This window comes from Nocardioides zeae (assembly GCF_030818655.1).
Lineage (GTDB): Bacteria > Actinomycetota > Actinomycetes > Propionibacteriales > Nocardioidaceae > Nocardioides > Nocardioides zeae_A.
Map to the genome: position 1 here is coordinate 4,172,126 of NZ_JAUTAN010000001.1, position 15,702 is coordinate 4,187,827.

The following is a 15,702-nucleotide window of genomic DNA, read 5'->3' on the forward strand; positions in this document are numbered from 1 at the left end:
CATGCGTCTTCGTCCACCTGTCGTCCGCCTGGCCGCGTTGGCGGTGTGCTTGGCGGGAGCTCCGGCTCTCACGCTCTCGGGAGCGGCTGCAGCCAGCGCCCCGACGAGCCCCTTGGGGATCGCGGCGACGCCTGAGGCGCTGTCCAGCGATCCGGCGGACTACGACTCCGACGGGGACGGTCGTCCCGACCAGCCCTCCGAGGAGACGGCGATCGAGGTCGCGACCCGGCTGGGTGTCGAGGTCGAGGTGCTCTCGCTGCGCAGCGAGTCGCAGACGGTCGTGGCTGATGCCGAGGGCCTGCTGAGCGTGGAGGACTTCGGTTCCCCGATCCGCATCCAGACCGACCCCGACGGCGCCGACGACGGCTGGGTCGACGTGGACTACGACCTCGAGGAGACCGGCGACGGTGTCTGGGCGCCGAAGGCCTCTCGGGCCGACGTGGTCGTCAACGGCACCGTCGACGGTGTCGTCGAGGCCGCCCGGGTGACCTACGAGGACGGTTCCTCGGTCGCGGTGACGTGGCCCGAGGACAACCCCGGCGAGCTCGGCGAGCCGGTCATCGAGGGCGGGCTCGCGACGTACCCGCTCGAGGGGTTCTCCGGCTCGGTGGACCTGGTGGTCGCGATGACCACGACCGGTGCCTCGACGTGGCTGCGGATCAACGAGGCCCTCACGCCCGAGGAGACCGCGGCGATCGAGTCCGAGGGCGTGACCTTCGGTGTGCGGACCTCCGGCGGGGTGGACCTGCAGACCAGCGATGAGGCGATCGCGGCCGACCCGGCCCTCGCGACCGACGTCTCGCCCGGTGCGCTGGTGCTCACCGACGACGACGGTGAGGCGGTGGGCGCCACGCCGCCGCTGGTGGCCTGGGACTCCTCCGCCCTCGACGAGGTCGGCATGCCGACCGAGTACACCCTCCTCGGCAGCGACCTCACCGAGCTCGAGGGCACTGGAGACCCCGGCGACGCCGGCGACGCCAGTGGCTCTGGGGACTCGTCGGAGCACGAGCTGACGGTGACCCCGCCAGCCGAGCTCCTCGGCGGCACCGACGGCGCGGGCGCCGGGGTGGAGTACCCGGTCATCATCGACCCGCAGTTCGAGAACCTCACCCAGAGCCAGGACACCTGGATCCGCAACGGCACGACCGCGTTGAACGGCTCGGACTCCAAGCTGCTGGTCGGCAAGCACGGCACCAGCGGCGCGGCTGCGAACCTGGCCGCCTCGCTCCTGCAGTTCCAGTCGACCGTCTTCGACGGCCGCCAGATCGACCAGGCCTACCTCGGGCTCTACCAGTACGGCGCGGGCACCTGCGCGGACCGCACGATGAACATCTACTCGATCCGTGACCAGTGGGCGCAGTCGCAGACCACCTGGGCCAACCAGCCGTCGTTCTACAACACCAACTTCGAGACCGCCACGCAGAACCGCGCCCCGAGCTGCTCCTCCGGCGCGGGCTACGTCGACATGAAGATCACCCCGATCGTGCGGGACTGGGCCCACGGCGCCCGCCCCAACCGCGGCGTCATCCTCGCCGCCCCGAACGGCAGCGACACCACCTCCGCCCGGTCGTACTGCTCCATGGACTACAGCGCCGCATTCCCGGGCTGCGACCACAAGCCCTACCTGCGGGTGTCGTACTCCCTGGCGATCGCCGGTCAGCGTCCCGGCGCGAGCCACCTCAGCTTCACCGCCAGCGACCGCATCAACACCACCGTCGACGTCGGCACCGGCAACCTCATGGTCACCGTCAACGGCCTCAACCTGCCCACCATGGACGGCCAGCTGCCGCTGAGCGCCACCTACAACGCCGTCGGCGGCAGCACCGACCGTCGCCTCGGCCGCGGCTGGATCCTGGAGAACACCACCGACATCCGCATGACCCCACGTGCCGGCAGCCAGTCCAGCGCCGACGTCGTGTTCACCGGCCCCGGCGGACGCACCGAGGAGTTCACCACCACGACCACCAGCGGGTCCGGTGTCACCAGCTACGACAGCCCCGACGGCGTGAAGGCCGACCTCTTCCGCTCCAGCAACGGCTACACGCTGAAGATGCGTGAGTCGCAGATGAAGTACGTCTTCTCGCCCGACGGTGGCCTGCTGCGCATGGAGGACCGCAACGGCAACACCACCGGTGTCTCCGAGGGCGCCACCCCGTCCGGCTCGGCGTACAAGAACCTGACCATCGAGACCCCGGCCGGCTCGGTCGCCGCCCGCACCGGCAACATCACCACCACCTCGAACGGCACCACCACGATCACCCAGGGCACCTCGAGCGCCCTGCGCACCATCTCGTTCGCCCGGTCCAACAACCAGACCACCTCGTTCACCGACGCACGGGGCCGCACCACCACGTTCAGCTACAACAGCAACGGACTGCTCTCGGAGATCGCCGCACCCGGCAACGTGACTACCCAGTTCACCTACGACGACCGCCGCCGCGTCACCGCGGTCACCCAGGTCGAGAACGCCTCCGGCGGACCCGGGAACTCCATCACCCGGTTCTCCTACCCCAACCGCCACCTCACCCGGGTCGCCGCACCGGACACCAACCAGAGCCAGTCGGTCGATGAGGCCCCGAACACGGTCTACGAGATCGACGACTACAACCGCGTCAAGAAGACCATCGACCCCGAGGGCCGCGAGCGCTCGCGCACCTACACCCCCAACTCCGACACCGCGACCAGCACCCTCGGCGCCTCCTCCGGCGGCGGTGGCGGCGGTGGTGCCGCGGCCGGGTCGACGATCACGAACACGTGGGAGGGCAACGGCGGCGACTCGATGACGGGGTCCACGATGCCCACCGGCGCCAGCAGCTCCTGGGAGTACAACGGCACCGCCGGTGCGGTCTACAGCCCGACCTCCAGCGAGGACGACGCCGGCAACCAGAGTCTCTACACCTACAACGGTGCCGGCAACCAGATGACCTCCTCCGACGCCTCCCAGGCGACCGCTGAGGTCACCCGCAACTCCGACGGCACGATCGACACCGCAACCAGCCCCGGCAACGGCTCCAACGACACCAACTACGGCTACACCAACCGCCAGGTCACCTCGATGACCCCGGTCACCGGGTCCTCGCTCACCGCGCGGGCCTACACCTACGACACCGTCGGTCGCCTGGCCACCTCCACGAACGGTCGCGGGATCACCACCACCTACAGCTACAACGAGAACGACCAGGTCGTCTCCGTCACCCACGACGGCGGCGGCACCGGCGGCAGCGGCACCCAGACCGTCACCTACGGCTACGACGCCGCCGGTCGGCAGAACTCCCGCGTCGACACCCACGGCACCACGACCACCACCTACGACCAGCTCGGTCGGCTGCTGACCCGCGTCAACACCGCCGGCGGCGGCACCATCACCTACACCTACGACAAGGCCTCGCGCCTGGCGTCTTCGACCTCGACCGAGGGCGGCACCACCAACTACGCCTACGACAACGCCGGCACCCCGACGGGCTACAACTACCCCGTCACCCCGGGCAGCTCCACCCGCATCACCGTCCGGTTCACCACCGACGACAAGGGACGACGCACCGGCACCTACGTCGCCCCCAACGCCGACTTCACCACCTGGACCGCGCGGACCACCAACACCTACGACAAGTCCGGTCGCGTCTCCCGCGTCCGCGCCGACCGCGGCAACGGCACCCCGGACATCATCGACGTCAGCTACTGCTACGTCGCCGGCACCACCCCCGCGAGCGCCTGCCCGGAGAACGACACCGACAACGACCGCGCCAAGCTCGCCTGGAAGAAGGACAACCTCACCGGCGACGGCGTCCGCTACACCTACGACGAGACCGGGCGCCTCACGAACGCCCAGCCCACCGCCGGGGGTACCACCTACTCCTACGACTACAACCAGGCCGGCGCCCGCACGTCCGCGACAGCTGGGTCGACCACGCAGACGCTGACGTTCAACGCCGCCCACCAGATCTCCACCAGCGGCTACACCTACGACGGCGCCGGCAACCTCACCGCCGACCCCGCCTCCGGCTCGACCAACATCACCTACACGCCCGCCGACCAGCTCAACAGCGTCAACAAGAACGGCACCACGTACTACTACTCCCACGCCGGCGACGACAACAACGAGCTCCTGGAGCAGTCCAGCCCCGATGGCACCTACCGATACACCTACGGCCGCAACGCCGGCACCGGAGTCCCCGTCGTCGAGCAGGTCCACCGCACCTTCAACTCGAACGGATCCGTGGTGACCAACGCCGCCGCGGTCATCAGCGACCCCGTCACCGGCACCCCCGTCATGCTCAAGAGCGATGACGGCATCGCCTCGATCTACGTCTACGACGGCACCCCCGGCGCACCCATCGCCCTGATCTCCGACCAGGCCGGACAGGCCGCCCGGACCGCCGCCTACACCTACGACCCCTACGGCGCCGCCACCACCGCCGCCGGCGCCAACCCCAACGTCGCCGCCGAGAACCCCTACACCTTCTCCGGCAACGGCGTCCGCGACCGCACCACCAACTGGGTCCACTACGGCGAGCGCTACTACTCGACCCGCACCGGCACCTTCACCCAGCAAGACACCCTCGACGCACCACTCGACCCCAACAACGCCAACCGCTACGCCTACGCCGGTGGCGACCCCATCAACAACACCGACCCCACCGGCCGCTACAGCTGGGATGAGTTCAAGGGCGACGCCAAGGGCGCGATCAGCAGCTTTGCTGACGGATGGGTGGACTACACCGTCACCGTCATTGCGACGACCACGTTCTTTGCTTTTGCCGGTACGAGCGCCGGCTGCATCGCTGGGGCCTGGGCAGGCCCGCCTGGCTGCGCTGCCGGCGCACAGACTGGAGCTGGGATTGGCACCGCTGCCGGCTTCATCTACGGGAACGCGCTTGCGATCGGTCAGCTCTGGGCCAATAGCTGAGCGAAGGGGTGTGGAACGCTCCTAGCCGCTAGAACCACCAGAATTCCAGGGAGTCTCCCGGGGCTCGTCTGTCCGCTATATGCAGATGGACGGGCCCCGGAGCTGCACGCGGACGAGCACCTCGCTTTCGTCAGCCCACTAACATTGCCTGAAGAGGATTCAGCGAAAACGGAGGGGATTGTGACGACCAGCTTTCTTCGAATGCCGAAGCATCGGGGAGTTCTGATATTCCTGACGGTGGTCTACGCCCTCAGTACGGCCATGTCGGCGGGGGCATTGATCTTGTCGCTTGTAGATGGGACACAAGTTCTCCGGTTGGTTTTCGCGGCGTGGCTTGCTGCGTCCGCCCTGCTCTTGACAGGCGCGATCGCGGGACTCCTCGAAGTCCGGAGAGACAAAGTGGCTTCTTCCACCAAATAGTGGTGCGTCCGGGGGCCTTGAGTTCTACGGCGCGGGGGGCTTCCGGTTGCTCAGAGCGCGCACCACGCTCGCCCTAGAGACGCCGATGATCGCTGCGATCTGGTCAAGGGTGAGACCGTCTTCGTCTCGGAGCCGGCGGGCCGTAGTGACTCGTTCGGGAGTCATGACCCGCGGTCGACCGCCGCGGCGTCCGCGGGCGCGGGCAGCCGCGAGTCCGGCGCGGGTGCGTTCCACGATCAGCTCGCGCTCGAACTCGCCGAGCGCGCCGAAAACGTGGAACACGAGGCGCCCGCCGGCGGTCGTGGTGTCAATGGCCTCGGTCAACGAGCGGAACCCGATGCCGCGGGCCTCGAGAGCGTTCACCTCATCGATGAGGTGTCGCAGCGAGCGTCCCAGGCGGTCCAGGCGCCACACCACCAACACGTCGCCCTCGCGGAGGTAGTCCAGCACTCTCGTGAGCTCAGGGCGGGAGTCGGTCTTGCCGCTCGCGGTCTCCACGAAGACCCGTGTGGCGCCGGCCGCTGCGAGCGCGTCGATCTGCAGGTCGGCCGATTGATCTGCGGTCGAGACCCGGGCGTAGCCCACCAGGGTCCGAACGCGTTCGGGCACCGCCGCAGCCGCTGCTGTAGCCGCCTGCTCCTCGAGCATCACCCCTCCTCGTCGCCCGGTTGGCTTCGGGCGCCCGACTCTACGGTGGAATGGCTCAGAAACGATGACGGCGCGACTTGTGATCCGTAGATTCTGGACACGGGTTCTGATGCACGCTTTGGTGCACCCACGGGACTTGGGACACCCAGGCTCAAAAACGACCGTTTGACGACCGGCCGCCCACGCGGGACTGAGAGACTGGCGTGGTGGTGTCGACAGGTGGCGTCAGAGGTGACGAGTCGTCGTTCCGAGCGCGGTGGCACGACGACCAGGAGTCGATTCACATCAGCGTGCGCCCAGACGGAATCGACGCCCTGCCGTTGGAGCAGCGACGCGAAGCCCTGGCAGACCTCGCAAGCACCTGCAGCACCGCCCTGATCGCGGCGAACGACCGCCACGCCGTCATCACCGATCCACCCGACCCCGACTACACCCTCGCTTGCGGCCCCGCGCCGACGCCACGCATCGACGACGTCGAGGTGTGGCTGACTGATGCGCCCAGCATCGAGCACGCCCTCGCCTGGATCCGGACTTTCGCCACCGTTCTCAACGCCAAGGGAGTGCGCTGCACCCTCAGCCCCTCACGCTGGGCCGGCCGCAGCCGCCCCGAACCGAACGGGCAGATGATCCCGAGCGCCGCGCTGTGCCTCAAAGGGTGGCGCATCATGGACGACACACGCCGGTGGGGCAGGTATCCGAACCCGGGCTGGGTGTTCGACCACGAGCTGGCCGACCGGCTGCTCCACTCCACGCTGAAGTGGGTCGTGCGGGACAGCCCCACTCCCGACACCGCCACCGTCGACATCGTCGTCGACGGCGTCGGCATGTTCATGCCTCCCACCGAAGCCGCGTGGCATTTACGACGCAACCTGACCAACGCGAAACTGATGTGGTTCGAGCAGGACACCCGCAGCCGCAACGTCCGCTTCGACTCCATCGGCCGGATCCTGGCCCAGGCCTACGAAGCCCACCAACCCTGGACCATGACCCTCGCGGCCGTGCGGTCCCTGCTCATCGACCTGCACCGCGACCTCGAGCTCGGTGTCGTCCGACTCGCCCCCAATCAGACCGGGAAACCCGGCTGGGCGCTGTCGTCCTACGCGCCTCTGCCCGAACACCTACCGCGAACCCGAACCATCTACTCACGGTGGCGCCACCACGACGCCACCAAAACCTTCGACGCCTACGGCATCCAGCTCCTCAGCGACGCCCACCTCGCCGCAGCCCACGACCTCACCGGCTGGATCATCACCCCCCTCACGGGCGGCATGCACCTCGTCGAACACCCCGACCCCGCCGCCTGGTTCGCCCACGACGAACCCGACCCCCACGTCCTCGCCCAAGCCCGACACGACTTCGGACCCATGATCATCGACCGGCGGGACTAGCGACGACGACGGCGTCGACGCGAAGCAGAAGAGCGGGCGCCGCGATTCAGCGAGCGATCGAGCACCGGATAGAACGCGTACCAGGAGAAGGCGAAGAACAAACCGGCGACAACCGAGACCACCGTTGCGGAGAGCACGGTCTCGTCGTGCGACAGCATGAACGGGAACCATGCGATCCCGAAAAACAGGCCCGTAGCGGCAGCCAGCACGAGTCTCATTCACGTCAGATACCCCAACGATCTGCCGGTGAACCCGAGCGGCCCTCTCATTCCCCGGGCCACCGCAATGGCCCGTACGCCGAGCTAGCCAGCCGTCCCGGTCGGCCCGGGCGGCCCGCGTGAATAGGCAGACCGTTCGAGGATCAACTCACTTTTGTCGCGTGCCGGGTCTGATGGAGGCTCTCATTCCACGGAAGGATGAGAGTCATGGCAGCACCGAGGAAGTACCTCGAGGAGCTTCGGGAGCGGGCGATCAGAATGGCGGTCGATCTGCGGCGTGACCCGGCCACCAGGAGCGGCGCTCTGCGCCGGGTGGGCGAGCAGCTGGGGATCAATCCCGAGACGCTGCGCAACTGGGTCCAGCAGGCCGAGGTCGACGAGGGCCACCGGCCCGGCGTCACGACGGCCGAGGCGCAGCGGATCAACGAGCTCGAACGCGAGGTTCGTGAGCTGCGGCGAGCCAACGAGATCTTGCGGACGGCGTCGGCGTTTTTCGCCGCGGCGGAGCTCGACCGCAAGCTGAAGTAGCCCAGGCATCCAACCGGGTGCCGACTGCGGTGCTGGTCGACTACATCGACCAGCATCGCGAGAAGTTCGGGGTCGAGCCGATCTGCACCGTCCTACGAGCAGCTGGGATACAGATCGCCCCGAGCACCTACTACGCCGCCAAGAGCAGGCCGCCATCGGCACGAGCGATCGCTGACGAGCAGCGGCTGGTGGTGATGCGTCGGGTTCACGAGGAGAACTACGGCGTCTACGGGGTCCGCAAGATGCACGCCGAGCTCAACCGGCGCGGCCACCGGATCGCGCGGTGCACGGTGCACCGGCTGATGCGCGCCGAGGGCCTACGCGGGATCAGCAGAGCCAAGGGACCCCGCACCACGGTTCCTGGAAGCGGCCCGGACACCCGCCCGGATCTGCTGGATCGTGACTTCAAGGCGCCGGAACCGAACCGGGTCTGGGTCGCGGACATCACCTACTGCCGCACCTTCGCCGGCTGGGTCTACGCCGCGTTCGTCATCGACGTCTACTCGCGCCGCGTCGTGGGCTGGCAGCTCTCGAAGAGCCTGCGCACCGACCTCGCCCTGGACGCCCTCGAGATGGGGCTGTGGACCCGTCAGCACGCCGGCCAGGACACCACCGGCGTCATCGCACACAGCGACAAGGGCGTCCAGTACCTCGCAGTGCGCTACACCCAGCGACTGGCCGAGGCCGGTGCTGTCGCGTCGGTGGGGTCGACGGGCGACAGCTACGACAACGCCCTGGCCGAGGCGTTCAACTCGCTATTCAAGGCCGAACTCGTCCGCAACAAGGGGCCGTGGAAGAACATCGACGACCTCGAGATCGCGGTCGCCGAGTACATCGACTGGTTCAACCATCGACGTCTGCACGGCGAGATCGGGCTCGTCCCACCGGTCGAGTTCGAGGACGACTACTACCGGCACAACCCTGCGCCGACTACCGTCAGCGCGTCACTTCAGAGCCTCCACTGAACCCGGCACGCGACACTTTGTCGACCGTTCCGCGTTGAGGGTCGCCGGCCAGGGGTGAGAATCACTTCCGCCGGATCTGCTCACACCCCTCCCGGACAGGGATTGATTGATTGACGCCGAACCCCGCGTCGTTGACTGGGACGCGATCACGCCAGCTGAGGCCTTTGAGTTCCGGGCCCGCTGGGACGCTGCCGCCGGCGATCGCGAAGCGTGGTTGCGCGAGCACTGTGCGGTCGACCTCAACTACGAACCCGCATCGCTGCAGGCAGTGTGGGACTGGCTCAGAGAGTGGATACGCGGACCCCAAGACGTCGCCACACCCGACCCGGTCTTCTGGGTCGGACCGCTCAGCGGGTCAGCGGCCGAGCGCCGATCCGCCGCGGTCGAGGCGGTCGTCGGATACCTCGAGCAAGTGCTGTGGCGTCGTCACCCAGCCTTGGTCCCCGCGATTGCCAAGACGCCCGGCCCCGGGCAGATCAAGGTGATGGATCAGTACGCGTCCGGCTTGGACTGGGCGCCGCGGGTGAAGTGGGGGGCCGCCGTCGAGACAGCATCACTTGCCGTGCGCATGGGGCGGGTTTTCGACCGGGACCCGGACGACGAGTTCCGACTCCACAACTGGTTGATGAGGACCTTCGACGCCTACGAAGAGGCGCTGAAGAAGAGCAAGAAGGAACTCAAGCGCCGCAAGCCGCCCGTACCGAACGCAAAGGTCTCCAGATGGCGCGACCCCGACGACCCCACCTACTCCTTCGAGGTCTGGTTCACAGATGAGACCCTCTACGACTTTCCAACCGTCGCCGCAAACGGCCACCGAGATGCTCGCTGCACTCGAAGACGTCCAGGAGGCCCACCACCACGACAGCAACGCGATCCTGATCGCCGGTCCCATCAAGCCCCGCAGACTCCGAGCAGCACTCAAGAAGCACCTCACCAACCCGCAGTGACGGGGAAGCGGCAGCCCGCGACATTGCATTGAACACGGGGGCGGTGGGCAAGGTCCCCGGTCAGTTCGCTCATCAGGCCCGGCCCAGCTTGTAGCTCGCTGCCACGAACACCAGGGGAAACCCCCCGCGTCCAGCACCTGGACCCATCAGAAAGATTGGCGAACGGTCCGTGCTGCAGTCAGGCGAATCGCGACGCAGGCCCGTGGTGGAGGTCAGAGGATCCCGCGAGCGGCTGCGGTGGCGTCGGGCACGGGCCAGTAGTAGACCCACGTGCCGCGGCGCTCGCAGTCGATGAGTCCCGCCTCGCGCAGCTTGCGCAGGTGGTGGGAGACGGTGGGCTGCGAGACGCCCACGTCGTCGATGTCGCACACGCAGACGGGCTCCGGGGCGCCGGCGATCCGCGAGTAGAGCCGGAGCCGGACCGGGTCGGCGAGGGCCTTGAGCACGGCCGCCGCCGCCGTCGCGGCGTCCTCGTCGAGCCCGGGGAGGGACTCGGCGCTCGGGGTGCAGCACGCGGGGGCGGGGGCCGTGGTCACCTGCGGATATTGACAGATGTCGAAGCAGGCCGCCACAGTCTGCATCGATGAACGTCGAAACAAGGTCGGTCCCGGGCGTGCGGCTCCCGCTCCTCGACCGGCTGCTCCCCGTGTGGATCGCCGCCGCGATGGCGGCGGGCCTGCTGCTGGGCCGCCTCGTGCCGGGCCTCGACGAGGCGCTGGGCGCGGTCGAGGTCGGGTCGGTGTCACTGCCGATCGCCCTGGGCCTGCTCCTGATGATGTATCCGGTGCTCGCCAAGGTGCGGTACGACGAGACGGGGCGCGTGACCTCCGACCGGCGGCTGCTCGTCGCGTCGCTGGTGCTGAACTGGATCCTCGGGCCCGCCCTCATGTTCGCCCTCGCGTGGCTGCTGCTGCCGGACCTGCCGGAGTACCGCACGGGCCTGGTGATCGTCGGCCTCGCGCGCTGCATCGCGATGGTGCTCGTCTGGAACGACCTGGCGTGCGGCGACCGCGAGGCCGCGGTCGTGCTCGTGGCGCTCAACTCCGTGTTCCAGGTCGTGGCGTTCGCGGGGCTCGGGTGGTTCTACCTGCAGGTGCTGCCGGGCTGGCTGGGGCTCTCGACGACCTCGGCCGAGTTGTCCGTCGGGGCGATCGCCCTCAGCGTCCTGGTCTTCCTCGGGGTCCCGCTCGTCGCGGGCTGGCTCACGCGGGTCGGGGGCGAGCGCGCGCGGGGTCGTGACTGGTACGAGGAGCGCTTCCTGCCCCGCATCGGTCCGCTGGCGCTCTACGGCCTCCTCTTCACGATCGTCGTGCTGTTCGCCCTGCAGGGGGACGCGATCACCTCGCGGCCGTGGGACGTCGCCCGCATCGCGCTGCCGCTGCTGGCCTACTTCGTGCTCATGTTCGCGCTGTCCTGGGTGCTCGGCGTGCGGCTGGGGCTCGGCTACCCCCGCACCGCGACGCTGGCGTTCACCGCGGCCGGCAACAACTTCGAGCTCGCCATCGCCGTCGCGATCGGCACCTTCGGCGTCACCTCCGGCCAGGCCCTCGCCGGCGTGGTGGGCCCGCTCATCGAGGTCCCGGTGCTCGTCGCGCTCGTCCACGTCGCGCTGCGCCTGCGGGGCGACGACCCCGTCGGCCCCACCCCCGCCCGAGGAGGCTCCTCATGAGCGACCAGGTCCCCGCCGGCCACGCCCCCGTCGTCGTCTTCGCCTGCCGCGCCAACGGCGGCCGGTCGGTCGCCTCGCGGTTGCTGGCCGAGCACTACGCCGGCGGTCGGGTCGTCGCGCTCTCCGCCGGCACGACCCCCGGCGACCGCGTGCACCCCGAGGTCGCCCGCGTGCTCGAGGACCTCGGCCTCGACACCTCGCGCGAGTCGCCGCGGCTGCTGACCGCCGAGATGATCGCCGCGAGCGACCTGGCGGTCACCCAGGGCTGCGGCGAGACGTGCCCCTACGTGCCGGGCGCCCGCTACCGCGACTGGCCGCTCGACGACCCGAAGGGCCAGGACGAGGCGACGGTGCGCCGCATCGTCGCCGACATCGACGCCCGCGTGCGCGACCTGCTGGTGGAGCTGGTGCCCGACATCGACCTGCCTCCGAGCCTCCTCGGCCGCGGCTGAGGTCAGCCGGCGCTGCGGTTCCGCGGGGGGAGCGCGGCCGGGCTCGAGGTGGGGCTCGAGGTCGGGCTCGAGGTCGGGATGGGCGGGCGCTCGTTGCCGGCCGGGCGCACGTGGGTCGCGTCGACCCACCCCTGCACCACCCGCGGGGACCCGCCGTGGGCCTCGGCGGCCTGGTCGACGGCGATCACCCAGGCCTCCCACCCGCCACGCTGGCCGAGCCGGCGGCGCCACATGAGCAGGATCCCGGGCTTCGGGTGCACCCACTGCGCCGTGATGTCCACCCACACGTGCTGCACCCGCGCCGACCGGGCGGGCTCGCGCTGCGTGGACGGGACCTTCACGCCTCCGATTAGAACATGTGTTCGAACAAGACCGAAGGGGTGAAGTCGGTCCGTGACCGGCTCCCGGGCGTCGCGCGGGGTGTCGCGCGGGGTGTCGGGTACCGGCCCCGCATGGCACGCAACGAGCGACTGACCGACGCCACCCCCGCCCAGGTCTGGGACGTCCTCGCCGACGGCTGGCTCTACCCCTCGTGGGTCGTCGGGGCCTCCCGGATGCGGGCGGTCGACGACACCTGGCCCGCGGCGGGCTCCCGCCTGCACCACTCCGTCGGCGTGTGGCCGCTCCTCATCGACGACGCCACGATCGTCGAGGAGGCGGAGCCCTCGCGGCGGCTGCAGCTGAAGGCCCGGGGTTGGCCGATGGGGGAGGCTCGGGTCGTGCTGACGCTGGAGCCCGAGGGGCAGGGGACCCGCCTCGTCATCGAGGAGGACGCGATCGCCGGGCCCGGGCGGCTCGCGCCGCCGCCCGTGCGGGGCGTGAGCATCGCCTGGCGCAACGTCGAGACCCTGCGACGGCTGGCGCTGCTCGCCGAGGGCCGGTCGTGACGGGACCGCTCCCCGACGGCGCCGTCGTGCTGGTCACGGGCGCCTCCAGCGGCATCGGCCTCGGGGTCAGCCGCCGGCTGGCGGCCCGCGGCATGCACCTCGTGCTGGCGGCCCGCGACCGTGCCGCGCTCGACCAGGCGGCGGCCGACTGCGTCCGGGCCGGGGCGGCCTCCGCGATGGTCGTCCCCACGGACGTGGGCGACGACGAGGCCGTCGCCCGGCTCGTCGCGACCGCCGCCGGGCGCGAGGGCCGCATCGACGCGGTCGTCAGCGCGGCCGGGGTCGCGTCGTACGGACGCCTGGAGGAGCAGCCCGCCGACGTGGCCCGCGCCGTGCTCCGCACCAACCTGCTGGGCGGGCTGTCGCTCGCCCACCACGCGCTGCCGGTGCTGCGCGCCCAGGGGCGGGGGCGGCTCCTGCTCGTCGGCTCGGTGCTGGGCCACGTCGTCGCGCCGACGATGACGCCCTACGTCGTCAGCAAGTGGGGCCTGCGCGGCCTCGCCCGCCAGCTCCAGGTCGAGAACCGCGACCTGCCCGACCTCCACGTCGACTACGTGGCGCCCGGCGGCGTCGACACCCCCATCTACACGAGCGCGGCGACGACGGGGGTCCGCGGACGCCCGCCGCTCCCCGTCTCGTCGGCCGACCGCGCCGCGGAGCAGATCGTCGCCATGCTCGACGGCCGCCGCCGCGCCGCGCAGCTCACCCCGGTCAACCACCTGCTGCGGTTCGGGTTCACGGCGGTGCCGTGGGTGTACGACGCGCTGGTCACCCCCGCGTTCCGCGCCATCGCGGCCGAGCGCGAGCCGGCGCCGGCCGGACCCGGCAACGCCTTCGAGCCCGTCGCGGAGCACGCGCTCAGCGGCGGCCACGGCAGCGGTCTGCGGGCCGTCGCGCGCCAGGTGGGGCGGACCCTCGGCGTACGTCGTCCGCCTCCGGCGCCCTCCGGCCCGTCGGGCGGTGCGGGCGGCGGGGTCGCGTGAGCGGCGCTGCCGCGGCGTACGACGCCGTCGTCGTCGGCGGCGGGCCCAACGGCCTCGTCGCGGCCAACCTCCTCGTCGACGCCGGGTGGTCGGTGCTCCTCCTGGAGGCCCAGGCGGAGGTGGGCGGTGCGGTGCGCAGCGATCGGGGGGTGGACCCGGAGTTCGTGCACGACACGTTCAGCGCGTTCTACCCCCTCGCGGCCGCGTCGCCGACGCTGCGGGGGTTCGAGCTGGAGCGGTACGGGCTGGTGTGGCGCCACGCGCCCGCCGTGCTCGGCCACCCGACGGCCGACGGGCGCTGGGCGATCCTGCACCGGGACCGTGACCGGACCGCCGCCGGGCTCGACGAGCTGTGCCCCGGCGACGGGGATGCCTGGCTCGAGCTGTGCGCCACCTGGGACCGCATCGGCGAGCACGTCGTGCACGCCCTGCTCGCGCCCTTCCCGCCGGTGCGGGCGGGCGCACGGGCGGTGGCGAGCCTGCCGCGCGCCGGCGGCCTCGACCTCGTGCGGCTGCTGCTCAGCCCGGTCGCCGACGTGGGCCGTGAGCTGTTCCGCGGCGAGGGGCCGCGGCTCCTGCTGGCCGGCAACGCCGGCCACGCCGACATCCCCCTCGACGCCCCCGGCTCGGGCCTCATGGGCATCCTCATGTCGATGCTCGGCCAGACCGTCGGCTTCCCCGTGCCCACCGGCGGGGCGGGGGAGCTCGCCGCGGCGCTCGAGCGCCGGTTCGTGGCCCGGGGCGGCGAGGTGCGCTGCGGCGCCGAGGTCACGGCGATCGAGGTCGCGGACGGACGAGCCACCGGCGTCGTCGCGCTCGGCGAGCGCATCGCGGCGCGGCGCGCGGTGGTGGCCGACGTCGTCGTCCCGCACCTCTACGGGGGCCTCGTCGCCGAGGAGCACCTGCCGCCCCGGTTCCGCCGGCGGCTGCGCGGGTTCTCGCTCGACCCCGGCACGGTCAAGGTCGACTGGGCGCTCGACGGCCCGGTCCCGTGGGCCGCGCCGCCCGTCGTCGCCCCCGGCACGGTGCACGTCGCCGACTCCGTCGACCAGATGGCCGACGCGCTCCACCAGGTGAGCAACGGGTCCGTCCCGGCCGAGCCGTTCCTGCTCACCGGGCAGATGACGGCGACCGATCCCTCGCGCTCGCCGGCCGGCACCGAGTCGATGTGGGCCTACACCCACGTGCCCCAGGAGGTGCGCACCGACGCCGGCGGCGACGGCCTCACCGGCGCCTGGGACCGCGACGAGTGCGAGCGGTTCGCCGACCGCGTGCAGGCCCGCATGGAGCGGCTCGCGCCCGGGTTCGGGAGCCTCGTGCGCGCCCGCCGCGTGCTGGGCCCGCACGAGATGCAGGCCCGGGACGCCAACCTGGTGGGCGGCTCCATCAACGGTGGTACGGCGCAGCTCCACCAACAGCTCGTCTTCCGGCCCGTCACGGGCTGGGGGCGGGCGGAGACGCCCGTGAAGGGGCTCTACCTCGGCTCGGCCTCGGCCCACCCCGGCGGCGGGGTGCACGGGGCGCCGGGCAGCAACGCCGCCCGCGCCGCGCTGGCGCACGACCGGTGGCGGCTGCGGCGCTGAGGGCCTCCCCGGACCGCCGCCTCGTGGATCGTCGCCTCGCGGACGTCATGCGAAGTGGTGGTGCGGGCCGTCGGGTTGCATGACGTCCCGGAGTGCGGCGCGGGACCC

General features: G+C 70.8%; 13 protein-coding genes and 1 other annotated feature. Of the genes, 9 read left to right on the forward strand and 4 right to left on the reverse strand.

Annotated features, from left to right (window positions below):
- Positions 1-112: 112 nt before the first annotated feature.
- Positions 113-4,906 carry a DNRLRE domain-containing protein gene (locus QE405_RS19750; RefSeq protein ID WP_307204460.1) on the forward strand — a complete coding sequence of 1,598 codons (4,794 nt, stop codon included), beginning with the start codon at positions 113-115 and terminating at the stop codon, positions 4,904-4,906.
- Between the two features lie 444 nt (positions 4,907-5,350).
- Here the strand turns inward: QE405_RS19750 and QE405_RS19755 are convergent, their stop codons facing one another.
- Positions 5,351-5,974, reverse strand: a complete 624-nt coding sequence (locus QE405_RS19755; RefSeq protein WP_307204463.1) for a recombinase family protein — start codon at positions 5,972-5,974, stop codon at positions 5,351-5,353.
- 206 nt (positions 5,975-6,180) lie between these two features.
- On the opposite strand from QE405_RS19755, the gene QE405_RS19760 reads away from it, so the two are divergent.
- Positions 6,181-7,362, forward strand: coding sequence for a hypothetical protein (locus tag QE405_RS19760; RefSeq protein WP_307204465.1), 1,182 nt, complete (start codon positions 6,181-6,183; stop codon positions 7,360-7,362).
- On the opposite strand, the gene QE405_RS19765 is transcribed toward QE405_RS19760, so the two are convergent.
- Entirely contained in the window at positions 7,359-7,580 is a 222-nt protein-coding gene (locus tag QE405_RS19765) for a hypothetical protein (protein WP_307204467.1), read from the reverse strand. The two genes, QE405_RS19760 and QE405_RS19765, sit on opposite strands and share 4 nt — an antisense overlap.
- Before the next feature lie 207 nt (positions 7,581-7,787).
- On the opposite strand from QE405_RS19765, the gene QE405_RS19770 reads away from it, so the two are divergent.
- Together QE405_RS19770 and QE405_RS19775 are read left to right on the forward strand one after the other, a co-directional pair.
- Positions 7,788-9,073 (forward strand): IS3 family transposase gene (locus QE405_RS19770; protein WP_307204469.1). Its coding sequence is split into 2 segments (ribosomal slippage): positions 7,788-8,079 and positions 8,079-9,073, totalling 1,287 coding nucleotides; the frame shifts between segments, so codons are not numbered across the junction.
- Positions 8,066-8,230 (forward strand) — a sequence feature (AL1L pseudoknot). It overlaps the preceding gene by 165 nt.
- Before the next feature lie 106 nt (positions 9,074-9,179).
- Positions 9,180-10,052 (forward strand): hypothetical protein, encoded by an 873-nt coding sequence (locus QE405_RS19775; protein WP_307204471.1) that lies wholly within the window; start codon positions 9,180-9,182, stop codon positions 10,050-10,052.
- Between the two features lie 180 nt (positions 10,053-10,232).
- On the opposite strand, the gene QE405_RS19780 is transcribed toward QE405_RS19775, so the two are convergent.
- On the reverse strand, positions 10,233-10,601 hold the full coding sequence (locus tag QE405_RS19780; protein WP_307204473.1) for an ArsR/SmtB family transcription factor: 369 nt from the start codon (positions 10,599-10,601) through the stop codon (positions 10,233-10,235).
- Positions 10,602-10,603: 2 nt separating this feature from the next.
- Between QE405_RS19780 and arsB the strand changes: the two genes are divergently transcribed.
- Entirely contained in the window at positions 10,604-11,689 is a 1,086-nt protein-coding gene (arsB, locus tag QE405_RS19785) for an ACR3 family arsenite efflux transporter (RefSeq protein ID WP_307204475.1), read from the forward strand.
- On the forward strand, positions 11,686-12,141 hold the full coding sequence (locus QE405_RS19790) for an arsenate-mycothiol transferase ArsC (RefSeq protein WP_307204477.1): 456 nt from the start codon (positions 11,686-11,688) through the stop codon (positions 12,139-12,141). Before arsB ends, QE405_RS19790 begins: the two co-directional genes overlap by 4 nt.
- Before the next feature lie 2 nt (positions 12,142-12,143).
- On the opposite strand, the gene QE405_RS19795 is transcribed toward QE405_RS19790, so the two are convergent.
- Positions 12,144-12,482 carry a hypothetical protein gene (locus QE405_RS19795; RefSeq protein WP_307204479.1) on the reverse strand — a complete coding sequence of 113 codons (339 nt, stop codon included), beginning with the start codon at positions 12,480-12,482 and terminating at the stop codon, positions 12,144-12,146.
- Positions 12,483-12,593: 111 nt separating this feature from the next.
- On the opposite strand from QE405_RS19795, the gene QE405_RS19800 reads away from it, so the two are divergent.
- Genes QE405_RS19800 through QE405_RS19810 form a run of 3 tightly spaced genes read left to right on the forward strand, consistent with a single transcriptional unit; the run spans position 12,594 to position 15,594 of the window.
- Positions 12,594-13,028, forward strand: coding sequence for an SRPBCC family protein (locus QE405_RS19800; RefSeq protein WP_307204481.1), 435 nt, complete (start codon positions 12,594-12,596; stop codon positions 13,026-13,028).
- A complete protein-coding gene (locus QE405_RS19805) occupies positions 13,025-14,011 on the forward strand; it encodes an SDR family NAD(P)-dependent oxidoreductase (RefSeq protein ID WP_307204483.1) in 987 nt (328 codons plus the stop codon). Before QE405_RS19800 ends, QE405_RS19805 begins: the two co-directional genes overlap by 4 nt.
- Positions 14,008-15,594, forward strand: a complete 1,587-nt coding sequence (locus QE405_RS19810) for a phytoene desaturase family protein (protein ID WP_307204484.1) — start codon at positions 14,008-14,010, stop codon at positions 15,592-15,594. Before QE405_RS19805 ends, QE405_RS19810 begins: the two co-directional genes overlap by 4 nt.
- The last annotated feature ends 108 nt before the right edge of the window (positions 15,595-15,702 follow it).